The organism is Haloferula chungangensis, assembly GCF_042664875.1.
Lineage (GTDB): Bacteria > Verrucomicrobiota > Verrucomicrobiia > Verrucomicrobiales > Akkermansiaceae > Haloferula > Haloferula chungangensis.
In genome coordinates, this window is sequence record NZ_JBHTBS010000015.1 from 38,678 (window position 1) to 61,653 (window position 22,976).

Annotated in this window: 19 protein-coding genes; 9 read left to right on the plus strand and 10 right to left on the minus strand. The window is 60.2% G+C overall.

Annotation, left to right across the window (positions count from 1 at the left end; all coding sequences use genetic code 11):
* Positions 1 to 185 precede the first annotated feature (185 nt).
* From holA to ACFQY0_RS19275, 4 genes are all read right to left on the minus strand, one after another.
* Entirely contained in the window at positions 186 to 1,310 is a 1,125-nt protein-coding gene (holA, locus tag ACFQY0_RS19260) for a DNA polymerase III subunit delta (RefSeq protein WP_379715972.1), read from the minus strand.
* A 170-nt stretch (positions 1,311 to 1,480) separates the two neighbouring features.
* Entirely contained in the window at positions 1,481 to 2,599 is a 1,119-nt protein-coding gene (locus ACFQY0_RS19265) for a redoxin domain-containing protein (RefSeq protein ID WP_379715975.1), read from the minus strand.
* Positions 2,600 to 2,689: 90 nt separating this feature from the next.
* Entirely contained in the window at positions 2,690 to 4,033 is a 1,344-nt protein-coding gene (locus ACFQY0_RS19270; RefSeq protein WP_379715978.1) for a mechanosensitive ion channel domain-containing protein, read from the minus strand.
* Positions 4,034 to 4,086: 53 nt separating this feature from the next.
* Positions 4,087 to 5,088, minus strand: coding sequence for an aminopeptidase (locus ACFQY0_RS19275; protein WP_379715981.1), 1,002 nt, complete (start codon positions 5,086 to 5,088; stop codon positions 4,087 to 4,089).
* 101 nt (positions 5,089 to 5,189) lie between these two features.
* Here ACFQY0_RS19275 and ACFQY0_RS19280 point away from each other — a divergent pair, with 101 nt between their 5' ends.
* A complete protein-coding gene (locus ACFQY0_RS19280; RefSeq protein WP_379715984.1) occupies positions 5,190 to 5,825 on the plus strand; it encodes a lamin tail domain-containing protein in 636 nt (211 codons plus the stop codon).
* Here ACFQY0_RS19280 and tadA read toward each other — a convergent pair.
* Entirely contained in the window at positions 5,772 to 6,311 is a 540-nt protein-coding gene (gene tadA / locus ACFQY0_RS19285) for a tRNA adenosine(34) deaminase TadA (RefSeq protein ID WP_379716084.1), read from the minus strand. The two genes, ACFQY0_RS19280 and tadA, sit on opposite strands and share 54 nt — an antisense overlap.
* A 161-nt stretch (positions 6,312 to 6,472) precedes the next feature.
* Between tadA and ACFQY0_RS19290 the strand changes: the two genes are divergently transcribed.
* The 4 genes from ACFQY0_RS19290 to ACFQY0_RS19305 are packed head-to-tail and all read left to right on the plus strand — an operon-like array spanning position 6,473 to position 12,190.
* Positions 6,473 to 6,841 carry a GntR family transcriptional regulator gene (locus ACFQY0_RS19290; RefSeq protein WP_379715987.1) on the plus strand — a complete coding sequence of 123 codons (369 nt, stop codon included), beginning with the start codon at positions 6,473 to 6,475 and terminating at the stop codon, positions 6,839 to 6,841.
* Positions 6,838 to 7,749 (plus strand): ABC transporter ATP-binding protein, encoded by a 912-nt coding sequence (locus tag ACFQY0_RS19295; protein ID WP_379715990.1) that lies wholly within the window; start codon positions 6,838 to 6,840, stop codon positions 7,747 to 7,749. Before ACFQY0_RS19290 ends, ACFQY0_RS19295 begins: the two co-directional genes overlap by 4 nt.
* 14 nt (positions 7,750 to 7,763) lie before the next feature.
* Positions 7,764 to 10,292, plus strand: coding sequence for a hypothetical protein (locus ACFQY0_RS19300; protein ID WP_379715993.1), 2,529 nt, complete (start codon positions 7,764 to 7,766; stop codon positions 10,290 to 10,292).
* 35 nt (positions 10,293 to 10,327) lie between these two features.
* Positions 10,328 to 12,190: a hypothetical protein gene (locus ACFQY0_RS19305; protein WP_379715996.1), complete on the plus strand. Its 1,863-nt coding sequence runs from the start codon at positions 10,328 to 10,330 to the stop codon at positions 12,188 to 12,190.
* Between the two features lie 223 nt (positions 12,191 to 12,413).
* Here the strand turns inward: ACFQY0_RS19305 and ACFQY0_RS19310 are convergent, their stop codons facing one another.
* The 4 genes from ACFQY0_RS19310 to ACFQY0_RS19325 are packed head-to-tail and all read right to left on the minus strand — an operon-like array spanning position 12,414 to position 17,709.
* Positions 12,414 to 13,643 carry an ABC transporter permease gene (locus ACFQY0_RS19310; protein ID WP_379715999.1) on the minus strand — a complete coding sequence of 410 codons (1,230 nt, stop codon included), beginning with the start codon at positions 13,641 to 13,643 and terminating at the stop codon, positions 12,414 to 12,416.
* 42 nt (positions 13,644 to 13,685) lie between these two features.
* Entirely contained in the window at positions 13,686 to 14,393 is a 708-nt protein-coding gene (locus ACFQY0_RS19315; RefSeq protein WP_379716002.1) for an ABC transporter ATP-binding protein, read from the minus strand.
* A gap of 14 nt (positions 14,394 to 14,407) precedes the next feature.
* Positions 14,408 to 15,949 (minus strand): efflux RND transporter periplasmic adaptor subunit, encoded by a 1,542-nt coding sequence (locus tag ACFQY0_RS19320; RefSeq protein WP_379716005.1) that lies wholly within the window; start codon positions 15,947 to 15,949, stop codon positions 14,408 to 14,410.
* A gap of 8 nt (positions 15,950 to 15,957) precedes the next feature.
* Complete coding sequence (locus tag ACFQY0_RS19325) at positions 15,958 to 17,709, minus strand: TolC family protein (protein WP_379716008.1); 1,752 nt, start codon at positions 17,707 to 17,709, stop codon at positions 15,958 to 15,960.
* 221 nt (positions 17,710 to 17,930) lie between these two features.
* Between ACFQY0_RS19325 and rpe the strand changes: the two genes are divergently transcribed.
* The 3 genes from rpe to ACFQY0_RS19340 are packed head-to-tail and all read left to right on the plus strand — an operon-like array spanning position 17,931 to position 20,421.
* Positions 17,931 to 18,599 carry a ribulose-phosphate 3-epimerase gene (gene rpe / locus ACFQY0_RS19330; protein WP_379716011.1) on the plus strand — a complete coding sequence of 223 codons (669 nt, stop codon included), beginning with the start codon at positions 17,931 to 17,933 and terminating at the stop codon, positions 18,597 to 18,599.
* A gap of 44 nt (positions 18,600 to 18,643) precedes the next feature.
* Positions 18,644 to 19,549 carry a hypothetical protein gene (locus ACFQY0_RS19335; protein ID WP_379716014.1) on the plus strand — a complete coding sequence of 302 codons (906 nt, stop codon included), beginning with the start codon at positions 18,644 to 18,646 and terminating at the stop codon, positions 19,547 to 19,549.
* Positions 19,550 to 19,608: 59 nt separating this feature from the next.
* Complete coding sequence (locus ACFQY0_RS19340) at positions 19,609 to 20,421, plus strand: peptidylprolyl isomerase (protein ID WP_379716017.1); 813 nt, start codon at positions 19,609 to 19,611, stop codon at positions 20,419 to 20,421.
* Positions 20,422 to 20,464: 43 nt separating this feature from the next.
* Here ACFQY0_RS19340 and pabB read toward each other — a convergent pair whose 3' ends face one another.
* On the minus strand, positions 20,465 to 21,718 hold the full coding sequence (pabB, locus tag ACFQY0_RS19345) for an aminodeoxychorismate synthase component I (protein WP_379716020.1): 1,254 nt from the start codon (positions 21,716 to 21,718) through the stop codon (positions 20,465 to 20,467).
* A gap of 126 nt (positions 21,719 to 21,844) precedes the next feature.
* Between pabB and ACFQY0_RS19350 the strand changes: the two genes are divergently transcribed.
* Entirely contained in the window at positions 21,845 to 22,972 is a 1,128-nt protein-coding gene (locus ACFQY0_RS19350) for a hypothetical protein (protein WP_379716023.1), read from the plus strand.
* Positions 22,973 to 22,976 lie beyond the last annotated feature (4 nt).

Here is a 22,976-nt window from a genome sequence, read left to right on the forward strand (position 1 = left end):
TAGGGTTCCGCAACCCTGGGTTTTTTCGTATGGAGGTGCGACGCCCGCGTCGCGCATGGGTGGACACCTCCGCCACAAAAGAGTCGAAAGCATTACTGCAGACCCCAGCAGCGCCTCCCCTTGATCACCTGTTAGAGAATCGATGGCAGAAAACATCTCTCGCGTTGCGCTACGAGGACGTCCCCCTACCGCGACGCCACTTTCCGCTTCTTCCTCGCCGCCGTCACCTCCGCAATCAAGCGATGCAGCACCAGGCGGTGGTCCAGCCCCGTGGTCACCAGCGCCTGATCGGCTCGAAGCGCGGACTCCATGACCTTTCGCAAGCCCCTCATTTCGAAAGCCGCCGCCGCACTCATCGACAAGAAAAGCGGATAGGCATTCACCCCACCCGCCTTCTTCTGCGGCAGCCAGGCCCGTTGAATTTCCGGCAGGCGATCCAGTTCAGCGGCGAAGGCCTTGTAGTTTCGCGTCGACACTCCGGTCTCGGAAACCACCTTTGCCATGAAGAGATTGCGCACCGTCGGGATCACCGAAGCGCGCATCACCGCGATCGCGCTTTCGCCCTGCTGGAGCTGCTGGTCGATCAGCTCGATCGCCCTCGCCGCGTCGCCATTTTGCAAAGCACGGCCCACCTCAAAAATCACCCCGGCCCGGCTCATTGGCACCATCCGTCGGACATCATCGAGCTCCACCGTCCGGCGCTCCGTGCCCAGATAGAGGTCGAGCTTCTCCAGTTCGCTCCCGATCTGCCGAGTCGCCTCACCCGCCAGCATCACGAATAGCTCCATCGCCTCGGGCTCGAACTTCAAACCCAGATCCCTGGCTCGCCCCTGCACCAGCAGCGCCACCTCTTCCTCCCAGCCATCACGCGTTGTGTCGATCTTGTCATAGCTCTTCACCTCGGCGTTCTTCTGAAGAAACTTCCAGAAGGCCCGGCGCTTATCGATCCCCGTCGCACTGAGCAGAAACACCACCCCGGGCCCGAGACCCGCCGCCAGACAATCCTTCAACGATTCCACCCCGCTCAAAGTCCGCTCCGATCGCCCCGTCACATCATCGATCAAAAAGGTCGCCGACTTCAGCCACACCACCTTTTCTCCGCCGAAGAACGGCAATGTATTCAGCGCTTCCACCACATTCCGGCAAATCTGAAACGCCCCCTCAGAATTATCCGCCGTCCCATCGATCGTCTCGTGGGTAAAACCGTCGTCGTTTCCCCCCGTCAGCTCGCGGTGCAGGCGCAGAGCTTCCTCCTTCACGCGCCCCTCATCGCTTCCGACGATCGCATAAAACTGTGATTTCCCGGCCACGCCGAAAGACTACGCGGCCCGCCCCCCACGCGGCAAGAAGCGACCTCTCCAAGGAGCGGTTGCTTGCAGCTACCGGACAACCCCGGCGAACAACCCTCGAAGAAGCCGAATCTCTCGACCGAGCCCATCGACTCTCGGGAATTGCAACTCCCCGCTCCTTGTGGCCCCCATCACTCCCCAGCCTGAATCCGCTGGAACATTTCCAAAGCCGAGCGTTCCACCCAGTTGTGGGCCAACTTCCCATCCCGAACTTCCCAGATGGCGATGCCGGTAAACTCGATGGGCTCACCGTCCGCCTCGGTCCCCAGCACCCCGCCATTTCTTGCCCGTGCGATCCAGCGGCTGACCACCCGGTCTCCCTCGGCGCTCGCGAAAATCTCACGATTTTCCAGCCTCAGGCCCTGCGCTTTCTGCTGAAACTTCCGGACCCATTCCTTAAATTCCGCTCGCCCTTTCACATCGGAGCCAGCCGAAGTGATCACAAAGTCCTCCGTCATCAAGCGATCGATCAATTCCAAATCATATGGAGGATTCCACGTGTTTTCCCAAAATTGCTGCACCAGGTGGATTCCCGTCGGCCCGTCCTTCAGCGCCCGCAGGGAATCGACGATCCGCGAAGGCTCCGCGCGACGACGGTAGTCCGCATCAGCAAAAACATAGCGGATCACCCCATCCTGAGAGATCACATAGGTCGCCGGCAGTGGCAAGCGATCGGCCGCCTCCTCGCCACTCCGCTCCACCAGCTTGAAGTTCTCTTCATAGCGCGCCGCCGTCTCGGCATTGAGCGGGAAAACCAGGCCAAACTTCTCGGCCACTCGATGATTCAAATCCGTGAGCACTTGAAATCCCAGATCCTTCTCCGTTCTGGTCGCCTGCGTCACTTCCGGCAGCTCAGGTGTCAGCGCCACCAGGGTCGCTCCGAGTTCTTCGAAGTCACCCAGCCGCTCCGCCATCGCCGACAGTGTGATACTGCAGTAGGGACACCACGCCCCGCGATACCAGGTCAGCACCAGCGGTCCCTTCTCTAACAATTTGGACAAACTCCGCTCGACTCCATCCTGATTTCCCAAGGTGAAATCCGGAGCCTTGTCACCGACCTTGAGGACCTTTTCATAAATCCCCGAGTCCTCCAACTCGCGCAGGGCTTCGCTCTGGCTTTCAATGAGCTTCGCAGGGGCACGCTCGAGAAAGTCTGTTTTGCGCTCATCGAGCGCCTCGTTGAGACCTTGAGCCACCAGATTCAGTGAGCCGCCGGCGATTAGCAGCAGGGGAAGAGCGCGTTTGAACATGGCGCCAAGCTCAGCGTGCATTCCCCAAGACACAAGCGACAAGCTGCGGCATGTCAGTTCGCGCCGGAGAGACCGCAGCCTGCGCCCGGGCTAACTCGGTTTTTCCGCAGGCTCTTCCAGCAAATCCGGCTCGTCTTGCGTATTTTCCACTCGCTCGATCTGCTCATCGATCGTGCGATCCACGGAAGTATCCAGCGCGACCTCGCTCTTCCGCTTCGGGCCCTGCGGTTTACCCCCCTCGGAATCACTGACAACGGGCGTCCGATTGGTTAGATGAACCCGATAGATCGGCTCCGGCATCTCGATACCGACCTCGTCAAACTTCTCCTTAATCAGCCGGATCGCCTCGCTCTTGGTCTTGAGATAGTCCGACTTGTTTTGATCAAGCCATGCAAAAAACCGCATATTCACGGTGCTGTCACCCAGCTCTTCCACCACCACCCATGGCGCAGGGTCATCCAGAATGGCGGCAATCAGCTCAAGCGTTTCGAGCCCCAGTTCACGCACCGCCACCAGGTCCTGCTCGACGGAAACGCCCACCGCGAAGTCAAAGCGCCGAAGGGGATTCCTGGTGAAATTCAGCAAGGTCGATCCGATGATGATCCGGTTCGGAATCCTCAGGTGGTTGCCCTCGAGCGTCATCAGCACCGTGTCCCGCGTGGTCAGCCGGATCACCTTTCCCGTAAAGCCTTCCACCTCGATCACATCACCTGCGGAAAAGGGATTTCGAATGCTCAGCAGGATCCCCGCGAGGTAGTTCTCGATGATATTGCGAAAAGCAAAACCCAAGGCCACCCCCATCACTCCCGCCACCCCGAGGAAAGCCCCGACCAAAGCCGTCGCATCGAGGATTTCCAAAGCAATCACCAGCCCCATGGCCAGCAGGCCGAGCCGGATTACCTGCTTGGCCATGCTCGAGCTCAGCTCACTCATCCCCAGCTTGCTGAACAGCCCATCGCGCCCGATCAGCCATTTCCCCAGGCCCCAGAATAGTACGATCACCACCAGCGCGATGAGGAACAGCGGCAGCTTCCGCACCGCCGCATCCCATAACTCCGCCGTTTTGCGGATCGCCGGTGCCAGACGCTTCTCCACCTGGGTCGCCCGCCCCACCCGATCAAACACATAAACCACTCCTTCGGTCTTCCCAGCGAGCGCCACCGCATCCTTCACATCCCTCGCCTCCGTCACCTCACCTTCCAGAGCCACCACACCGGAATCCACCGTCACTTCCAAATCCTTCAGGCTTTCAACAGCCCCAAAAATCTTCAGCAGCCGGCTGCGAATTTCCTCATCACCCGGCAGATCGCTCACCGCAATCGACTCCTCCTTGGCCACCCCCGCCTGGCTTTCCTCGACCGCCGGAACTTCGATCGCCGCCAGCGACCCGATCATCGCTCCCATCAGCACCGCGATTACCCACCCGAATTTCATTCCCACCCATTTACCCGCATCCCCCTCATGGCAAGCGGCAAAATCCCGCCGAACTAGTGCTCCATCGTCCGCACCCGGTTCCAAAACTCCTCAAAATCCCCATCGCACTCCTCAAGCAAAGCGACAAAGCGCGGAACTTCCGCTTCGTAGGTGATGAACGAATTCAGTCGCGCGTTGTTCACCGGATCCTCAATCCATGACTTCAACCCACCTCCCCATTCCCCCCGCAAGCGGCTCAGGCCCTGCTTCAAGCTCCGCAACTCCTGCTGCTTTCTCTCTCGCTTCACCTCGGCGGAATAGTCCCCTTCAAACACCGCTCTCAGCCGCTCCGCGGCAGCGCCGATCTCCTCCCCCGCCTGGCCGATCCGCTTAAGTCGGTCCTCATACTTTCTTACAAGCTCCGGCCTTCCCGTCTGCCGGAACCAACGCCGCACCCCCTCCCTCGCCACCGCTTCCGCCATTCCTTCATTGAAGGGAGTATTACCACGAACGTAGTACTTCCGATGGACCAGTTCGTGGAAAATCAGCTCCGCAAAATCCACTTCCTCGTATCCCGCAAAGGTGTTCAGCACCGGATCTCGGAACCAGCCGAGGGTCGAAAATGCATCCACCTCTCCCACCCACGTTTCGTAGCCTCGCTGCTCAAGCCGCAAAGCCTCATCCCGCGCATGATCCTCGCGGAAATACCCGCGATAATCCTGACGCCCGACCACCGGATACCACCAATCCTTCGGTTCCATGGAGAGCTCCGGCGCGGCATACACCACCCAGACCAGATGCTCCCGCCCCAGATCCGCGTAGAGTTCATAGCTACCACCGGAGGGCATCTTGAGCTCCATTTCGGCGAAGCGCAGCAGCCGCTGGGTCAGCGCCATTCGCTCCTTGAGCGCCTCGTCGTTCGTCCCCGAGACCACTTCCGCAATCGGCTGCCTTTTGGCCATCACCTCGACTTGCCCCGAAATCGCCTGGCCATAAAAACCGATGGTCCGGCAGCTGCAAATCGCCAGCACCAGAATTCCCAAACATATCCGCCAGAGCACGCACGCCTGTATCATGGAATGCCGATCATTGCCCATCTTCCGATCCGACATTTTGTGTCGGAAGCGTAACAAATTCAGTGACTCGACCCGGATCGAGACACGATTTCATGGACCTCATGTCTAACCGCTACCTCGCCCTCAGCGCTACCGTCGCTCTCTTCGCGATCAGCAGCTCACAAGCTGCCTTGGTCATCACCGAAGCCATGCCCAGCTCGAACTTCTCCGGAGACTGGTTTGAGATCACCAATACCGGACCTTCCGCCATCAACCTGGCGGGTTACTACTGGGACGACAATGGCCCCACCGGCGCCGATGGCGCCGTTTTCCCCGACATCTCCATCGCCGTCGGTCAGTCCATCGTCATCGTCGATGAAGACAACGCCGATCTCGCGGATTGGATCGCGGCCTGGGGCGGCGGCGTGACCGCATACTCTTCCGAAGACTTCAGTGGCGACGATGCTTTCTCCGGACTCGGCGGTGGCGGCGATCAAATCGAGATCTGGGACAGCAATCCAAACGTCGGACCGGCCAACCTCGTGGCCTCAGCGGTCTTCGGCAGCTCGACCGATGGCTCGTCGTTCCAGTGGGACACTTCAGGAAATTTTCTCGGCGTCAGCAGCTCCGGCGTGAATGGCGCATTCGCCAGCACATCGGGAGGTGACATTGCCTCTCCAGGTGCCGCCGTGCCGGAGCCCGGCTCAGCCCTCCTCGCCGCGCTCGGCCTCCTCGGCTTCCTTCGCCGCCGACGCTAATTCGCGGCGGGCTTCCTTTTTCTTCGCCCTCGCCTCCCGGAAAAAACTTTGAAGGAGGGACAAGCATTCTCCCTCCATCACCCCCGGAACCACATCGCAGCGGTGGTTTAAGGGCGGATTGGATTCCAGCAGATTGATCCATCCGCCCGCTGCGCCCCCTTTCCCATCCGGACACCCGAAGACGACTCGGTCGGGCCGGCAGTGGACGATTGCCCCAGCGCACATCGGACATGGCTCCTTGGTCACGTATAGCGTGCAGCCTTCCAGCCGCCAGTCGCCGAGCGCACTCTGCGCGGCCGTCAGCGCCAGCATCTCCGCGTGCGCCGTCGCGTCCTTGAGCGTCTCCACCTGGTTCCACGCACGGCCGATCACCTTCTGATCCTTCACGATCACACAGCCAATGGGCACCTCTTCCGCCGCATAGGCCAACTGAGCCTGACGCAGCGCCTGCCTCATAAAGTGCACATCGCCGCCAAATTCGATCATCTCGTCCACCCCGCTAGCCTGAGAGACAGCGGGGAAGCCTGCCAAGCGGCAAAAGCCATCCCCCTGACATCGCTGATGAAAAACTTCGCGCTTGCCAAACTCGCCACACTGTATCATTCATACTGTTACAGTTCACACGGCTACTCAGCCGGCTTCATCCGATGCTTCCCTTCCGCTTCCAGCTTCTCGATGGACTTCCCGTTTCGGACCAGCTTGTCAAAGCGGTTCAACGTGCGGTGTTGACCGGGGAGCTGGTGGCGGGAGAAAAGTTCCCCTCCGTCCGCGTCCTTGCCCAGGAGCTGAAGATTTCCCCCACCACCGCCCACAAGGCCGTCCTCGAACTGCGCGACGCCGGCTTCCTCGCCTCGCGACCCGGTGCCGGCATGGTGGTCGTCAAACCCGCCGGTTCCTCCCGCGACCAACTCCTATCCCAGCTCGACCCCGCCTGCCGCGATCTCATCCGCCAAGCCTCCCTGCTCGGCCTTAGCGCCGACGAAATCCTCGAAGCCCTACGCCGCAATCTGCCATGAACTCCGCCCTCGAATTCCATCAGGTCACCCGACGCTTCCAGCGAAACTTCGCGCTCCAGCTCGCCTCCTTCCGGGTCCCGACCGGCTCGATCACCGCCTTGCTTGGACCGAACGGTGCCGGCAAATCGACTGCCCTGAAGATCGCGCTCAACCTGCTCAAGCCCTCCGTCGGCAAGGCCCTTACGCTCGGCACCGACTCCCGCAAACTCGGCCCCGACCAGCTCAAACGCATCGGCTACGTCGCCGAAGGCATGGAGCTGCCCTTGTGGATGAGCATCGACCAGTTCCTCGCCTGGTGCCGCCCGCTCTACCCGACCTGGGACCCCGAACTCGAAGCCTCCCTGCGCAAACAGTTCGCCCTCCCCGGCGAGCGCAAACTCAAGCAGCTCTCGCGTGGCCAGCGCATGAAGACCGCCCTCATCGCCGCCCTCGCCTACCGACCCGAACTGCTGATCCTCGATGAACCTTTCTCCGGCCTCGACCCGCTGGTGCGCGACGAGTTCATCCACGGTCTGTTAGAGCTGGCCGGCAGTGAAGGCTTCACCGTCGTCCTCTCTTCCCACGACCTTGAGGAAACCGCACGCCTCGCCGACCACCTCGTCTTCCTCAACCACGGCCACGTCCATCTTGACGAGTCGACCGACAGCCTGCTCGCCCGCCATCGCCGCGTCGAAATCCTGCTCCCCGAATCCTTCGGCGAACTCCCCAAGCTCCCCGCCGAGTGGCTCGCCCCCGAGACCTCCGGTCGCGTCCTGCGCTTCACCGACGTCCGCCATGATCCCACCCGCTTCGCGGAAAATATCGGCCGCCTTTTCCCCGGATGTCCCTCACCCGACATCCACCCGCTCAACCTCCGAGAGCTCTTCACCACCCGCACCACCGCCGGCAAGTTCGACGCCGGCGCCTAACAACTCTTCCCTTCATGATCCTCCATCTCCTCAAAACCGACTGGCAGCGTCTCCGTTGGCCGATCCTCGGCCTGTGGATCCTGATCCTCCTTTCGGCATTGCCTTGGCTGCTCCACTCACCTGGCAGCTTCACCGCTCCATGGTGGACTCGAAGCGGCTGGAACGGCTCCTTGCCAGACTCCGCGATCGGGCCCCGCAATTCCATCCCGCCCATCTTCAACATCGCGCTCAGCTTCGCCGCCCTCGCTCTCTCTGCCACAATCGGCATGGCGGGCATCCGTTGGCAGGGAGCGACACCGATCCGTCCGCTGACTCAAGCGAGCGCCAAACTCCTCGCCCTCATGGCCTTCATCGTTCTGCCGCTGCTGCTCAGCGGGTGCGCCGTGCTACTGATCCACCGCTTTCCTCTCGCCACGATTCTCGCCGCAGGCTTGGGAACGACGACTTCCCTTGTCTTTCTCCATTCCGTCTCCGCCCTCTTCGGTCGACTCTGCTCCACCGGCTGGACCTGGCTCGCAGGAGTCGCCGCACTCACGGGGCTGTCAGTGATCGTCAAGCAGACCAACCTCGGTCACGGCCTCTCGATCTTCTTCAGTGATTCCTGGGCTGTCGGAAAAGGCCCCCAACTCTGGGCGCAATGCACACTGGCGCTGCTGGCGATGCTGCTTTTCCCCAGACTCCTGCGAGCCAGCCCAGGCCAACCACGTGCCGTCGCCACCGGCATCTTCTCCATCCTTATCGCCGCCGTGGTCACCCGCTCCGTCCCGGTCCGAGCGCTGATACCCGCTCCTGATGAAGTCGCCTCAAGCGCCCTCCAGGAAATCGCACCCGACTACCAGCAATCCTCGCTGGAAATCGAGGATCAGGGCCCCTACGGAAACAATGGCGTCGTCAAACTCATCATTCCAACCACCACCACGGGAGCCCTCCCGCCCGGCACCTCGATCGTATGGAACGACGACTCCGTCCCTTCCAGCGGAGAAAAATCGATGCAGCACATTTTTCCAGCCATCAACTCGCCTGGCGATCGTGCCGCAATCGCCCCCTATCTTCCCGCCCCGCTGCATCCATTGCCGCCAGGATACTCTCGCCGCGAACATGTCGTCACCTACGAGATACCTAGTAGTGAGCTAACAGCAAAGGAGGAATTCCTCATCCCGCTGAAAGGCAATTTGTTCCGTTATGATAGAATCGTCGATTCCCCGCTCACCGAAAATCCAGTCAGCCAGCGTAGCGGAGCCTACACTTTCTCCTTTCGTCAGATTCGCAGCGATTCTCGAATCCTCATCGAGCTCGCCATCCAGCGCCCGATGCTGGGCGCTTCCAAGGACCCCGCTCAACTCCAGACGCCCACCGCTGAGACCGACGGCTTCCGCATCTTCCTCTATTCCCCTGGCGACGATCGCTGCCTCGGACTCTCCGTGGAACTCAGGCAGTCCGTCCTCATCCCCGGTGGCGCCACCTTGATCCGCCGCGTCCTTGCCCCGAACAACGACGACCGAAACCTGAAACTTGATCGCAGCGGACTGCGCCTGCTCATCTTTCGCCCTGTCTCGCTGGCCAACATCAAACGCACGCTCACCGTCGTTCCCGGCGACAGCTGGCATATCGCCACAGACAACGACTGGCTCCGCTTCCGGAACTACCACCTCGGGCTCGCTGCCTATCTCCAGAACCACCGACCATTCCGGCCTGATCCCGAACAGGCGACAGAAGCAGAAGTCGCCCGCTACATCCGCACCGTCAGCGCAACCCTGGAACTCAACTCCGACGGAAGCGGCCCCGGCCTATCTGGCCGCGATCTCGCCGAATACGCACCCCGTTTCAGCGAACTCCTCACTCTCCACGCTCGGCGGGACACTTGCGCCGACTCCATCGAATTCGGCACCCCGGACGCCCAGCGCGATCTCGTCCTCAAGACCCTCCAGGAAAACCCAAGCAATGTGTATCAGTTCGCTCCGACGCTGGTTCATCGGGCTTGGACCAGGGAAGCCATCGACATCCTCATCCAGCAACTGGAGTCCTCATTATCATCATCACCGGGCTACGGAAACACCTGGTATCGCCTCCAAGCTCTCGTCGAAGCCATCGCTACTCTTGAAGACCCCAAGACCTACCCGCACTTACTCCAAGCCCTGGAGACCTCGAACTCATGGGCCATCTACGACACCGTCCGCAAGCTCCCCGGCATTACCCCGGCGCTTGATGAAAGCATCGCAAGGATGAGCCATGACCTGAACCCCATTCAGGTGCTCGCCGACGGTCGCCACGACGACTACTTCAGGGTCTTCGATGCCTTCCGGCCAGGCGTTCGCCACGGCAATCCAGAAGCCCTCGAAAAGCTGTTAGAACTCTGGCGGCTACTGCCCCGCGAGCGTTTCCGTTTTGGCATGATCCGACCCCTCGCGAACCTCGTCCAACCCGAACCCGCCATTCCGGAAACCACGGAAGCCTGGATCGCCTTCCTCTCCGGCAAGTCCCGCGAGGATTTCACTTACGATTCCCTGACTCAAAAATGGCACGCCCCCTCGACTTCCGAGTGAGCCCCGTTGCCATCAGTCCCCATTTGCCATTCGCCATGAACCCGATCCGCCACGCCCTCCACACCCTTTGGATTCGCTACCGCTGGGAAATCACCGGCTTCCTCGCCATCGTCCTCGTCTTCAGCACCGCTCCATCGACACCACTCGAAGCCCGCTGGATCGGCACCTTCGCCATGCTCGAAACCCTCGGGCTGTTCTGGCTCACCTTACGCATCCTGCTCGCTGACGACGGCTTTAAAACCCATGCCGGCTGGCAAGCCCGCCCCGTCCACGCCCTCCATCTTCTTGCCGCTCAGCTCATTCTTCTCGCCCTGATCACCTGCCTGCCCCTCGCCCTCCACGGCTTGCTCCTCCAAACACGCTATCAACTCACTCCGGAACAATGGTCCGGCCTCCTTCGCGGCGGATTTCTCAAGGCCGCCTTCGCCTGGCTCGCCTTCGCCGTCTCGATCAAACTCTTCGCCTTCCTGCTCCTCCGCCCCCTTGAAGGCAAAGCACGCATCGCTGCCTGGTCCTGTCTCGTCATCGTCCTCGTACCGATCACTCTCGTCGTGCTCCCAAAGAACGCCTACGGCAACCGTGGCGGCAGTGGTGGCTCCGGCGACCCACCCGGAAGACTTTCGGCCAGCATCCAGGCGCAACTTCCGAAGGTCACTGAATTCATCGGCGAATGGAACGAACCCAGTCCCGTGATGGTCCCGCGAGCCAGGCTGTTCCTCTCCGTGCCGCTCGATGGCTCCCCGCAATCCAGCCTCCCCGGCATGCGCCTCGCCAAAATCAGCGCTTCTGCCAAAGGCCAACATACCGAGATCAACGTCTTCTTCGAAAGCCCCGACAGCGCGACCTTCTCCGCCCTTCGGAAGATCGAGAACCCGATCCTTCTCTACAACAATGGCATGGCTGCCACTTGCCTCAATCACATGCACTACGACTACAGCGCCGGCAGCTCCTACCTGCCGATTCGCGGCCTCACCCTGAAGGCCCTCTTCTTTTCCCCCGCCTGCCTTCCTGAAAACAGGAACGTGATCCCTTCATCCTTCAAACCCAGCCACCTCCTCTTCTTTGTCGAAGACCCGGAGGCCCCTGAATTCCCCGCTCCACTCGACCAACTCGCTGCTGACCCCGCATCACCGGCGCCACCTCTGGTCATTCCCACCACGGATCACGAAGACTTCGAGCTCGCCATCCGCCAACTCATCGACAGCCTCGTCGGACATCCTAGGTACCTCGTGGAGCCCCTCATCACGGCCGATCAACTTCCGCCCGCCGCCCTTCAACCCATTCTCGACTACCACCCATGGCACGACCGCACATGGCACGTCCTGGTCCACCCCTTTCTGAAAGCGCACGTCTCAGAAAAGGACAAAGCGATCCTTCTCGAACGCCTCGCTCTCGACCCTCGCCTCACCGGACTCTTCATCGAGAAAAACTGGACCTCCGACGCCATCCCGGTCCTGAGCCTCCGGGCAGAACAAGGCCTCGACCTCGACGCCGTATCGCTTCGCCTTCTCGTAGAACAAGCAGATCCCAAGCTCAGCGAATCTCTTGCCAAGCTCGCCATCCGCCTCCCCAAAGGCATCGAAAAGCTTGCTCCCATCCTCCGCGACTCACCAGACTTCGACTGGCCCGCATTCGTCGCCGACGGCTGGCGATCCCGCAAATACGGCGAGTCAAACTACCGCAGAGAAGGTTGGCTCTACGCCTCCTGGGCCGCCGAACTCGGCGACCGCTCGGCCCTCCGCCACCTCGCCGAACAAGCCGCCCGCGGAAAGAAGTGGGAACGCCAACAACTTGCCAAACTCATCCCCAGCGCCCCGCCTGTTCTCGTTCCTTTTCTTCGAAAGAGTCTCAGCGACCTCGACTACCGCCCCACCACTCAAACCTGGGAACTCCCCTGACCCCCTCCAAACGTGCAGCCTAACCGCAGGAGCGTCATCCATATTATGACTGCGCTCACTGCTCACTGCTCACTACTCACTGCTCACTCCTCACTCCTCACTCCTCACTCCTCACTCCTCACTCCTCACTCCTCACTCCTCACTCCTCACTCCTCACTCCTCACTCCTCACTCCTCACTCCTCACTCCTCACTGCTCACTTCTCACTTCTCACTTCTCACTTCTCACTGCCGCAAGGCCTCAATCGGATTGAGGCTGGCGGCGCGGCGCGCGGGGTAGAGCCCGAACACCACGCCGATGAGTAGCGAGATCACAAGCGACAAGATGACCGAAGTCGGAGTGACCACCGTCGGCACGCTGGTGAGGATCGAGATCAGCAGCGGGATCGAGACCCCTAACAGAATTCCGATCATTCCACCTGTTAGGGAAATCACGATCGTCTCCACGAGGAACTGGACGACGATGTCATTGCGGCGCGCGCCGAGGGCGCGACGGACCCCGATTTCGCGGGTGCGCTCGGTGACGGTGGCAAGCATGATATTCATGATGCCGATGCCGCCGACGAGCAGTGAAATGCCGGCAATGGAGCCGAGGATGATGTTGAAGAGCTTTTGCGTTTCGCGCGCCTGAGCAAGCAACTCCAGCGGCACGGTGATGCGGTAATCCTTCTCCTTATGGGTGCTCTGCATCAGTGCCTCGATCGCCGCGCCGACGGCCGGCACCTTGCTGGTCCCCTCCGTCCTCACCACCAAGGTATCATAGGCCGTCCGACTGTAGGCGAAACTGGTGATCCGGGTTTTGGCGGTGTTGATGGGGAGATAGAGAATGTCCTCGCGGGCATTGGCACCTTCCTTCTCTTCCTCATTCTCCTCCGTGGCAAAGCCCGGACTGAAGATGCCCAGAACGGTGTAGAAGTCGGCTTGAATGCGCACCGTTTTTCCCAGGGCACTGCCGAAGGGAAACAGCTTGCGCTGGAGTGCAGGCGATAGCACGCAGACCGGCGCTCCGCGCGAGTTCTCCAGTGAGGTGAAAAAGCGACCTCGGACCGCTTGCAGATTGCGGATCTCGGGAGCATTCTCGGTGGTGGCCTGAAGAATGGCGCGCACCTGCGCCGATGGACTGGTGACTTCCTCGCTCATCTCCGCCTCGGGATGGACCAGATTGACATAGGGAATGGTCGCATTGATCCGCTGAAGGTCAGCGTCGTCCAGCCCGTAGGTCTTGCGCCACAAGGGCACGCGATTCTGCTCGTTCTGTTGTTCGCTCACCAACTCAACTGGTGGCTCAGAACTCTGGAGGATGACGTTGCTGCTCCCCAGGCGAGCAATCGACTGGCTTGCCTTCTGCGATGCTCCCTCCCCCACCGCAAGCATCGCGATCACCGATCCGACACCGAAAACAATGCCGAGCATCGTCAGCAGAGAGCGAACCTTGTGCAAAAAAAGGTTTTTCACCCCGAGGGCAAAAGTGCGGCGGAATCGAAGAAACACGATCGGTTAGACTCCGGCGGTCTTGTTGTGGGTGACGTGCTTGATGCGGCCGTCCTTCATGTGAATGACGCGATCGGCGCGATCGGCGACGTGTTCATCATGCGTGACCATGACAATCGTGCGTCCCTCGTCGTTGAGCTTGTCGATCAGTGCCAGTACATCCTCTTCGGTGGCTGAATCGAGATTGCCGGTGGGTTCGTCGGCGAGGATCAACAGCGGATCATTGACCAGCGATCGAGCGATGGCGACGCGTTGCTGCTGACCGCCGGAGAGCTGCTTCGGCCGATGATCGAGACGCGAGCCGAGGCCCACGAGTTCGGCCAACTCCTTGCACCGTGCGAGGGCTTCAGGTCCTTCGTTCTGTTGATAGAACAGGGGCATTTGGATGTTTTCCAGAACCGTCAGCTGCTGGATCAGATGATACGACTGGAAGATGAATCCCAGACGCTTGCCGCGGACCAGCGAGAGAGCATCATCATCGAGCAGCGAAACATCATCACCGCCGAGATGATAAGTGCCGGAGGTCGGATGATCGAGACAGCCGAGAAGATTGAGCAAGGTGGATTTCCCTGAACCTGAGGAGCCCATGATGGCGAGGTGCTCGCCGGGCATCACGTCGAGATCGACTCCCGCCAGGGCCGCGACGTCGGAGTCGTCGCCGAGTCGGTAGACTTTCCGCAGATCGCGAATGCGAATGACCGGTTCCTCGCTCACGCCAAGGTCTGGGGTTAGTTGCGGGATGAAAGCAGCTGGTCGTCGGTGATCACGTCACCATCACCCGATTCGCCATCCTTCTCTTTTGATAGGAAGTCACGCGACGAAGGTGGAACCAGCGATACCAGGTCGCCGGCTGTCAGGCCGTTCCTGATTTCGACGAAGTCGCTATCGAAGAGACCGATTTCAACCTCCACGGCTTCGGCTTCGCCATTCTTTTCGATGAAGCAGTACTGTCGGTCATCGAGACCGACGACTGACTGAAGCGGCACTTTGATCACATCGTCGAGCTCGGCAACGAGGATGTCGACCTTGGCGGTGACGCCGGGTTTGATCTCAGGCATCTTATCGGTGACGAGGACCTCCGCCTTGTAGACCCGGTAGTTCGGGTTGCCATCGCGAGCCGGTTCGGGCATCGAAGCGATTGCTGTGACCTCGCCGGAGAAGACCTGATCAGGCAAGGCGTCGAGGCTGACAGTGGCTTGCATGCCCGGCTTCACCAGGCTGATCTGGTTCTCGTAAATGTTCACCCGGACTTTCATTTGCGAAACATCGGGAAGCGAGAGCAGTTCCTGACGTTCGCGAACTTCGGAACCTTCCTCAATGGGCCCGCCGCGCCATGAAGGCAGATTTTCGTAGATCACGAGTCCGGATTCAGGCGCGTAGATTTTGGTGAACTTCTCGGCGTCGCGAAGGTCGGCGAGTTTCCGCTCACGCAGGCTCAGCGTTTCCCGTGCCGATGCGAGCTGCATCTTGAGCTTCTCAAGCTGAGTCTCATTCTGGCGGGTGGTGCGTTCGAGACGGACCTCGGCATTTCCCACGTTGGACTCGAGCAGGCGCACGTTGCGCGGAGCATCGAAGGTGATTAGCAAGCGACGTTCTTCTTCGGCACTCTGGAGCTCGATTTCGCGGCGTTTGACGGCGAGTTCATCCACCACAAGCTCGGACGGCGTGACGTAGCCTTTCTCCTCAAGTCGGCGGGTGCCATCGAGGCGGTCCTGCGCACGGCGAAGTTCTTCACTGGCGAGGTTGATCGCCGAATCCGCCTTCTTCTTCAGTTGGGGAAACTGGCCTTCGTTGTATTTCTTGAGATCGTTTTTTGCGAATTCCAAAGCGAGCTTGGCGTCGCGAAGTTTGATCACGTTTTCACTTTCGAGACTATCGTAGCGCTCTTCGAGTTCAGCGACCTGAGCGAGGCTCTGTTGATAGGCGATCTCGGATTGCGAAAGCTGGTTTTCGATATCGTTGGAATCAAGCTCGATGAGCAGATCTCCTTTGGCGACGACGCTGCCCTCCTGAACCATCGAGATGATGCGGGTGCGTCCGGGAACCTTGTTGCGGATCTTGACCTCGTTCACCGCTTCCAGCGAACCGCCCGTCGGCAAGGCGATGGTGAAGGATCCTTGTTCGGCCTTATAATAGGCCTCCACCTGCTCGGCGCCGGACTTTCCTCCTCCGGAAACCGCCGCCCATGTCCCCCAGGCCATCACCATCGCAGCCGCCGGGATCAGGACTTTCCGGCGCATTGCATAGTTTTTGATCAATGAAATATTCATGGGGTGACTCAGAGCGAGGACTCTTGGAAAAGTTCTTCCGGAGTGATGAGGGGAGCTCCTTCGGCGGGTGATGCAGGAGATACGAGGTCCGTCGTGGAATTATTTCGGCTTGATTGAGGAATCTCAGGATTGCGGACCCAGAACTGCGACAATGTCGGATCGAAAATCCCCAGATCGAAAAGCAACTCGAGGCGGGTGAGATGGTAACTGATCAGAGCCGAGGTGAGGGCATTGCGCGCGCTCAACTGCGCGTTGCGTGCTTCCAACAGATCGCGAGTCTCGGCACGGTCGGTTTCGAGAAGCAGATTCACGGCATCGACGCGTTGATTGGCAAGCCGTAGGGCATTGACCTGGATGTCGTAACTCTGCCGGGCCAGCTCCAGCCCGCGGATTCCCGAGCGGACTTCGAACTGAATTTCATCGAGCGCCAGCGCAAGTTCGCGAAGCTGCCGCTCGAAGCTGATTTCGCTGCGCCGGTAGCTGTTGCGTGCGTCGAGATTATCGACAGGAAGATCGAGGTCGACTCCCAGGCGGGTCCGATAGACTTCGGGATCAAAGTTCGAGTAATCATGACCGCCATAGCTATCCATGGAGAGGTCCGCAAATAGGTCGAGGCCGGGTTTGAAGGCATCCGCCGCCACCACCAACTTGCGTTGGGCATCTTCGAACTGATCGACCTGGTTGAGCAGATCGAGGCGATTTTCGATGGCGATATCGATGGCTGATGACTCATCGAGTGGCACCGATGTGAGCCCGGTGCGGGAAAGCGCGGTGAGGACCTGATCATCGAGGAAAAGCTCACCGCCCACCGGCATGCCGAGAGTGAGTTTGAACTGATCGACCAGGCGCCGATAGGAATCGACGGCCAGAATGTAGCGATTGCGCGCGCGGAGTTCATCCTGGCGCGCCTGGTCGACCTGGAAGCGCGGCAATCGGTCTTCGGCAAGCTCGGTCGCCCGCTCGGTGAAGGCAATCAGGTTGCGGTAATTGAAATACTCGTTCTGCACGCGGTCCTTTTCCTGAAGAATGCGGTAGTAGTCGCTGGTGATATCGAGCGCATGGCGCTTCTGATAGCGGGAAAAGGACCGGATGGCGTAGGCGACGTTGCGTTTCCGCTGCGTCAGGGATTCCGTCGCGACCTTACCGCGGCCACGCAACAAGGGCTGATTGAGTTTGGCGACAAGAAAGGTCGTCGGCGGTGCCGCTCCACCGCCAAGATAGAACTTGAAAATGTTGTGGGCCAGATCAAGGGCAAGAAAACCGCCGCTCCGCATGAGCTGATCGAAACCAAGTCGGGTCGGAATGCTTGTCTGATTTTGGGTATGCTCTCCGTCGACCCAGGTATTGTCCAAACCCGCACCGCTCGAAGCATCGAACTGGGGGCTGAAATCATGGCGCGCTCGGGTGAGATCAAGTCCGACCAGATAGAGATTCTCCTTTTCGGTTTGATAGTCCCGCCCATTTTCCACTGCCATCGTGATGGCCTCATCGAGATCGATCTTATGGGTCTCCTTGCTGCGGCGCTCCGCGAGAATTTCGACGGCTCGAAGCTCCTCTGGATCATCGGCCGAATGCGGCGTGCTGATATCGAACTCAACGGCTTCGCCAAACAAGCTCACCTCATTGTTATGCAGGAGCGTGTAAACATCCTTGTCGGCATCCTGACTCCAGTACTGCGGAGAGCATGATGCGAGGAAAATCGGAATGAAGGACAGGAGGGCGACGGAGGGAGATCGAAGCGTGGTAAAGTGAAATGTCATGCCTGATAGCGTAACTTTTAGGCCTTGGGACATGGCTAATAACGAGGGAGGCCGACGCGATGTTTCAATGGGTTTGGGCTCGCGAGCTCCCAAGGGGTTTTTATGAGGGTCTCAGGAGTGAAAAAGATTCGGGAAAGGGTGCCTGAGAGCTTCATCGAGCGGACCTTTCCCACCCCGCATTACGGGTTTGATCTTCACGCCGCGACGTTCATCTTCCCTGCGTGATCCCGCCGACCCACAACGACCGCGTCATTGCCCCATCCCTGCTCGCCGCTGATTTTTCCAAGATCCGTGAAGAAACCTCCCGTGCCATCAATGCGGGGGCCGACTGGCTCCACATGGATGTGATGGATGGCCACTTCGTCGACAACATCTCCTTCGGCCCGGCCGTGATTCAGGCGGTCCATGAAACCAACGACATTTTCCTCGATACCCATCTCATGATCTCGCGACCGGACCACTACCTCGACCGCTTTCTCGCGGCGGGCAGCGATCTGATCACCGTCCACGTCGAAGCCGAGCACGACGTTGCCGAAACTCTCGAGCGCATCCGCAAGGCCGGCCGCCTTGCCGGCCTCGCGCTCAATCCCGCCACGCCGATCGAGGACATCAAGCCCTTCCTCGATCAGATCGACCTCTTGCTCTGCATGACGGTGGTCCCCGGATTTGGCGGTCAGGCCTTCATGCCGGAGGTCTTGCCTAAGATCGAAGCCGCCGCCGCTTGGCGCGAAAAGGCCGGCCTTGGTTTTCACATTGAAGTCGATGGGGGAATTGATGCAAAAACCGCCTCGCGCTGCTACGATGCCGGTGCCAATGTCATGGTCGCAGGCTCGTCCACCTTCAAGGCCCCCGACATGGCGGCGGCGATCCGTGACATTCGCTCGGCCTGAGCCAACAAATTCGGCCGACTGCGGCGCTTACACCACATATTCCTATGAAAACCTCTTCCCTGATCGCCGCCGGCACGGCCCTCGCTGGCTTTGCCATGGGCTGGATCCTCAAACCCGGCGGGGACGGCTCCGCCCATCAACTCGCGAACTCGGAGCCACCTCCGCGCGAACGCCCGAAGAACGCCGAATTGGTGGCTCCCGGCCGAACCAGCCCCAGGGACCCCATCAGCCTCGCTTCCAGCCCATCGGGAATCGTCGATCCGGTCAGCGTGCGACGTGAACAGGCCTACCATCAGCTCACGGGAAAGAAGGAAAAGGCACGACTCGCCCGTTTCGCAGAGGCCCTGGGGCTTGATATCGACCAATTGGAAGCCATCGCCAGCCTGCTTTCAAAACACAAAGGAGCCACCAACGCTTCACCCGACGGACTTCTGACGGAAGCCGCCGACGGCAAGCTCGACTTCGAAGACGCCCTGCTCGCCCTGCTCAACGACGAACAAAAGGATCGACTCGCCGCATTCAAGACACGGACCACCGAGAACCAGATCGAAACCAGCGCCATGCAGGACCTCGCCAAGGTGATGAGCGTCGTCGACCTCAGCAGCACCCAGCGCGAAAACCTCCTCAACAATTTCCGCGAAAAGAACCGGGTGGCCTACGCGTCGGAGCCGGACACCTGGGATCTGCTGACCGACAACGGCACCGGGCTTGCCAATGGCAATGCCTCCTTCAACCGCTACCGGGACATCTTCTCGGATCCCTCGGTCACCAGTGACCCTATCAAGCTGGCGGATCGGATCGCCGCAGAGGAAAAGCTTCGGATTGAAGAAAACCTCGGCATTCTCAGTGGCGAATTGACCGAACAGCAGATGGCCGAGTTCCGCGCCTCGATCGAAGGCAAGAGCGTGACGCTCTTCGGCAAATCCATCCGCGACCCACGCTTCCGTTAGACGCCGTGATCAGTGTGAATGGGGAAATCGTCGATCCTTCATTGATTGACGAAGCATTCATGCGGATCAAAGCCGGCGCCGAAGCGAGTAGCGAGGTTTCCTGCTGCGAGCGCGACGAGGAATTCCGTGCGCTGGCCAAGGACGAAGTCATCGACGGCATCCTGCTCGCCCAGGAAGCCGAGAAAAGCACCCCGCTTCCCGACAAGGACGAGATCCGCGAGCACTTCGAGCAGACGCTGCGCGAGTGGCGCGAAAACGGCGCCTCCTGGGACCTGTTAGAAGCCCAGCGTGATCAACTCCGCGCCGAGCTCGTCGCCAAACTCCGCATGGATCGCTTCGTCGAATCCATCTGGACCAAGCTCCCGGAACTGACCGAGGACGACCTTCGACACTGGCATCGAGACCACGCCGCGGAATTCCGTCGGCCCGCCCGCGCCAAGGTTCTCCACATCGTCATTTTCCCGGATGAATCGAATCCTGCCGAGGACTTCAGCAAGCTCCTCGCCCTTCGCGAGCAGGTGCTCGAGGGTGCCGACTTCGCCGAACTGGCCAAGACGCACACGCAGAAGAACGACGGCAATATCGACCTCGGCTGGATCGAGCATGAGCGGGTGCTCAACACCTTCGAGACCATGCTTTTCTCGCTGCGCGAAAAGGAAGTCAGTCCGGTCTTCTACTACGAACAGGCCCTCCATCTCATCTGGCCCGAAGCGATCGAAGCCGAGCACACCGCCGCCTTCGAAGACGTCGCCGATCAAGTCCGCGAGCTCGCCCTAACAGCCCAGCGCCGCGAAGCGCTTCACCAGCTCGCCCTGGAGCTGAAGGATCAAGCAGAGATTCTCGATGAGAGCTCTGAAACAGCCGATCTTTGAGCGACTTCACTGCAATTTTTCCATTTTGGCATTGGAAAATTGATCACTGGAAATTGGCCCCCAACGCCATTCGGATCCCTGCCGCCTTGTGCAGCGTTTCCTCATACTCGGTCTCCGGATCCGAGTCCGCAACGATCCCGGCACCGGCGTGGAAAGATAAGGTTCCGCCGTCCCTCACCATCGTCCGGATCGCAATGTTGAACTGACTCTCGCCGTTGTAACCCAAGTAGCCGATCGCTCCGCAGTAGAGCCCGCGCGGCCGATCCTCGAGCTCGGCAATGATCTCCATCGCCCGCTTCTTCGGTGCACCCGTAATGCTTCCGCCTGGATAACACGCCGCCAGCGCATCCAGCGGCCCGCAGTCATCGCGCAGACGACCACTGACGGTCGATACCAGGTGATGCACCTGCTCCAGCGTTTCGAGCTGCAGCATTTCATCCACCGCCACGCTGCCGAACTCGCAGACCTGACCGAGATCATTGCGCAGCAAATCCGTGATCATCACCAGTTCGGCAATCTCCTTGGGTGAGGTTTGAAGCTCGTAGGCCGATCGTCGGTCCGACGTCGCATCCGGGAAACGGGGCCGCGTTCCCTTGATCGGACGCGTCTCGATGCCGCTTCCCGAAATCCTCAGAAATGTCTCCGGGGATGAGGAAAGCACTTCACGCCCATCGAGCGAAAGCCACGCGGCCATCGGCGAAGGCGAGGCATCGCGCAGTTCCTGATAGAGTCCGAACAACGATGAACCTCGTACTTCCGCCTCAAAGCGTTGCGACAGGTTCACCTGATAGATGTCGCCTGCCGCGATCCACTCGCGAATCCGCTCGACCGCTGCCACGAACCTTTCACGCGACCAATCCGCCCGCACCTCACCCATCTCAAATTCATCCGCCTCCGTCACCTCGCGGATCTGCTTTGAAAGCCCGCCCACTTCATACCATCCACCGTCGTGGGTGTGCACCAGCATTTCGGGATAGTCCCCGAAGACGAATTCGCCTTCGTAATCGACCCAGCCACAGAGTCCGCCACTCGGAAACCCGCGATCCGCCATGGGTTCATCGGCATTTCTTTCCAGCACTTCGCGGAGCTTCTCTCGATCCTCCTCATGATGAATCGAGCCTTTGATCAGCGCTCTAGGCTGCGCCGCGATGATCGAAACCGGGTTGCCATAGGTCGACGGCACATTCCCCGCCGTATCGAAGAAAACCATCCCCGGCAGATGGCGCAAACCCCCCGCCACCTCGACAGGAGTGAGGGCTTGGAGGCTTTGAGACTGCCGGAGCGCCGGGCGATTCACGGCGGCACCTGTAGCCTAGCATCAGAAAAGTCCAAGTCGTAACCCGCGGATCTTAGCCTCGAACGGCTCCCTCGCCGCGAAGTCCCGCCTTGCTAGCATGGGGCCACGCCCCCTAGCGTTTCGGCCATGGGGCAGACCAAGACCAAACACGACTCCACCCTCACCTTCCGCCTGGCTTGCTGGGTGATGGGGCTGATCGCATTCATTCAGATCATCACCGCAGGGGTCGCGCTCGCCGTGCGGGTGGAAAATGCCCGCGAGGTCCGGGTTGAAACGGAGATCGTCACGAAAATCGTCACGGTCGCCGCCAAGCCAGAGCCCAAGAAGGAAGCCAGCCCGGTCGTCGCGCTCCCACCGCTGCCGCCCACACCGGTCGAGACCCCGCTTCCCCCAGCCCGTCCGCTCGACGCCCCGGCGATCGCTGATGCGAAAGTGGAACAGCTCGTGCTTGAAGGCCGGGAAGCCCGCGTGGCCGAAGACATGGGCCGCGCGATCATCAAACTTGAGGAAGCCCGCTCCATCGATTCTCAGGAGCCGAACACCCTTTACGAGCTCGGGCTCGTGTATGAAACCATGGCCGCCTACGACACCGCCCTCGCCGAGAAAGCGGCGGAAGCCTATCAAGCGGTTTTCGAGCTCGGCACCACCAAGGCCGGCGCGCTCTACCCGCTGGCCGCCCGCAAGCTCCGTGATGGCATCGCCCGGCCAGTGGACATGCGCGGAAAACTCTCCCTCGGACGTGTCCGCATTTTCAAGGACGACGCCTTTGAGGACGGCGAGCGCGTTGTGCTCACCGTGCCCGTCAGCGCCGCTCCCGACTCGAACCCATCGGCCGACGACTTCTTTGTGAAAGTCGAGTTCTTCGACAAAATCCGCAACAAGGATCCCCAACCGGCCGGCCCCAACTGCGTCACCAACTTCGAATGGGCCAGCGGTGAAATCGACTGGCTTGGCGGCGAAGAGATCCTGCGCGTCACCTACATCCTCCCACCACCAGAACCCGGCCAAGAGCATCTTTTTGGGCATCCCGAGTACTACGGACAGATCGTCGAGCTGGTCTACAAGAACGAGCTTCTCGATAGCCAGGCCTGGCCGCGCCACCTCGCCTCCCGCTCAAAGGTCGAGCCCCAGCAATCCTACGACCCGATGTTCCTGGAAAGCGACTTTGATCCGAACCTCGGAGTTCTTCCACCCCTCGAGAACGAACTTGAACTTCCTCCCATGCCGGACGAACTGGAGCTGCCTCCACGCTGATCAT

Coding starts and splice junctions, on each gene's coding strand:
- ACFQY0_RS19265 (WP_379715975.1), bottom strand. CDS start 2,599: ATGTTCAAACGCGCTCTTCCCCTGCTGCTAATCGCCGGCGGCTCACTG.
- ACFQY0_RS19270 (WP_379715978.1), bottom strand. CDS start 4,033: ATGAAATTCGGGTGGGTAATCGCGGTGCTGATGGGAGCGATGATCGGG.
- ACFQY0_RS19275 (WP_379715981.1), bottom strand. CDS start 5,088: ATGATACAGGCGTGCGTGCTCTGGCGGATATGTTTGGGAATTCTGGTG.
- ACFQY0_RS19280 (WP_379715984.1), top strand. CDS start 5,190: ATGTCTAACCGCTACCTCGCCCTCAGCGCTACCGTCGCTCTCTTCGCG.
- tadA (WP_379716084.1), bottom strand. CDS start 6,311: ATGATCGAATTTGGCGGCGATGTGCACTTTATGAGGCAGGCGCTGCGT.
- ACFQY0_RS19290 (WP_379715987.1), top strand. CDS start 6,473: ATGCTTCCCTTCCGCTTCCAGCTTCTCGATGGACTTCCCGTTTCGGAC.
- ACFQY0_RS19295 (WP_379715990.1), top strand. CDS start 6,838: ATGAACTCCGCCCTCGAATTCCATCAGGTCACCCGACGCTTCCAGCGA.
- ACFQY0_RS19300 (WP_379715993.1), top strand. CDS start 7,764: ATGATCCTCCATCTCCTCAAAACCGACTGGCAGCGTCTCCGTTGGCCG.
- ACFQY0_RS19305 (WP_379715996.1), top strand. CDS start 10,328: ATGAACCCGATCCGCCACGCCCTCCACACCCTTTGGATTCGCTACCGC.
- ACFQY0_RS19320 (WP_379716005.1), bottom strand. CDS start 15,949: ATGAATATTTCATTGATCAAAAACTATGCAATGCGCCGGAAAGTCCTG.
- ACFQY0_RS19325 (WP_379716008.1), bottom strand. CDS start 17,709: ATGACATTTCACTTTACCACGCTTCGATCTCCCTCCGTCGCCCTCCTG.
- ACFQY0_RS19335 (WP_379716014.1), top strand. CDS start 18,644: ATGAAAACCTCTTCCCTGATCGCCGCCGGCACGGCCCTCGCTGGCTTT.
- ACFQY0_RS19340 (WP_379716017.1), top strand. CDS start 19,609: ATGCGGATCAAAGCCGGCGCCGAAGCGAGTAGCGAGGTTTCCTGCTGC.
- ACFQY0_RS19350 (WP_379716023.1), top strand. CDS start 21,845: ATGGGGCAGACCAAGACCAAACACGACTCCACCCTCACCTTCCGCCTG.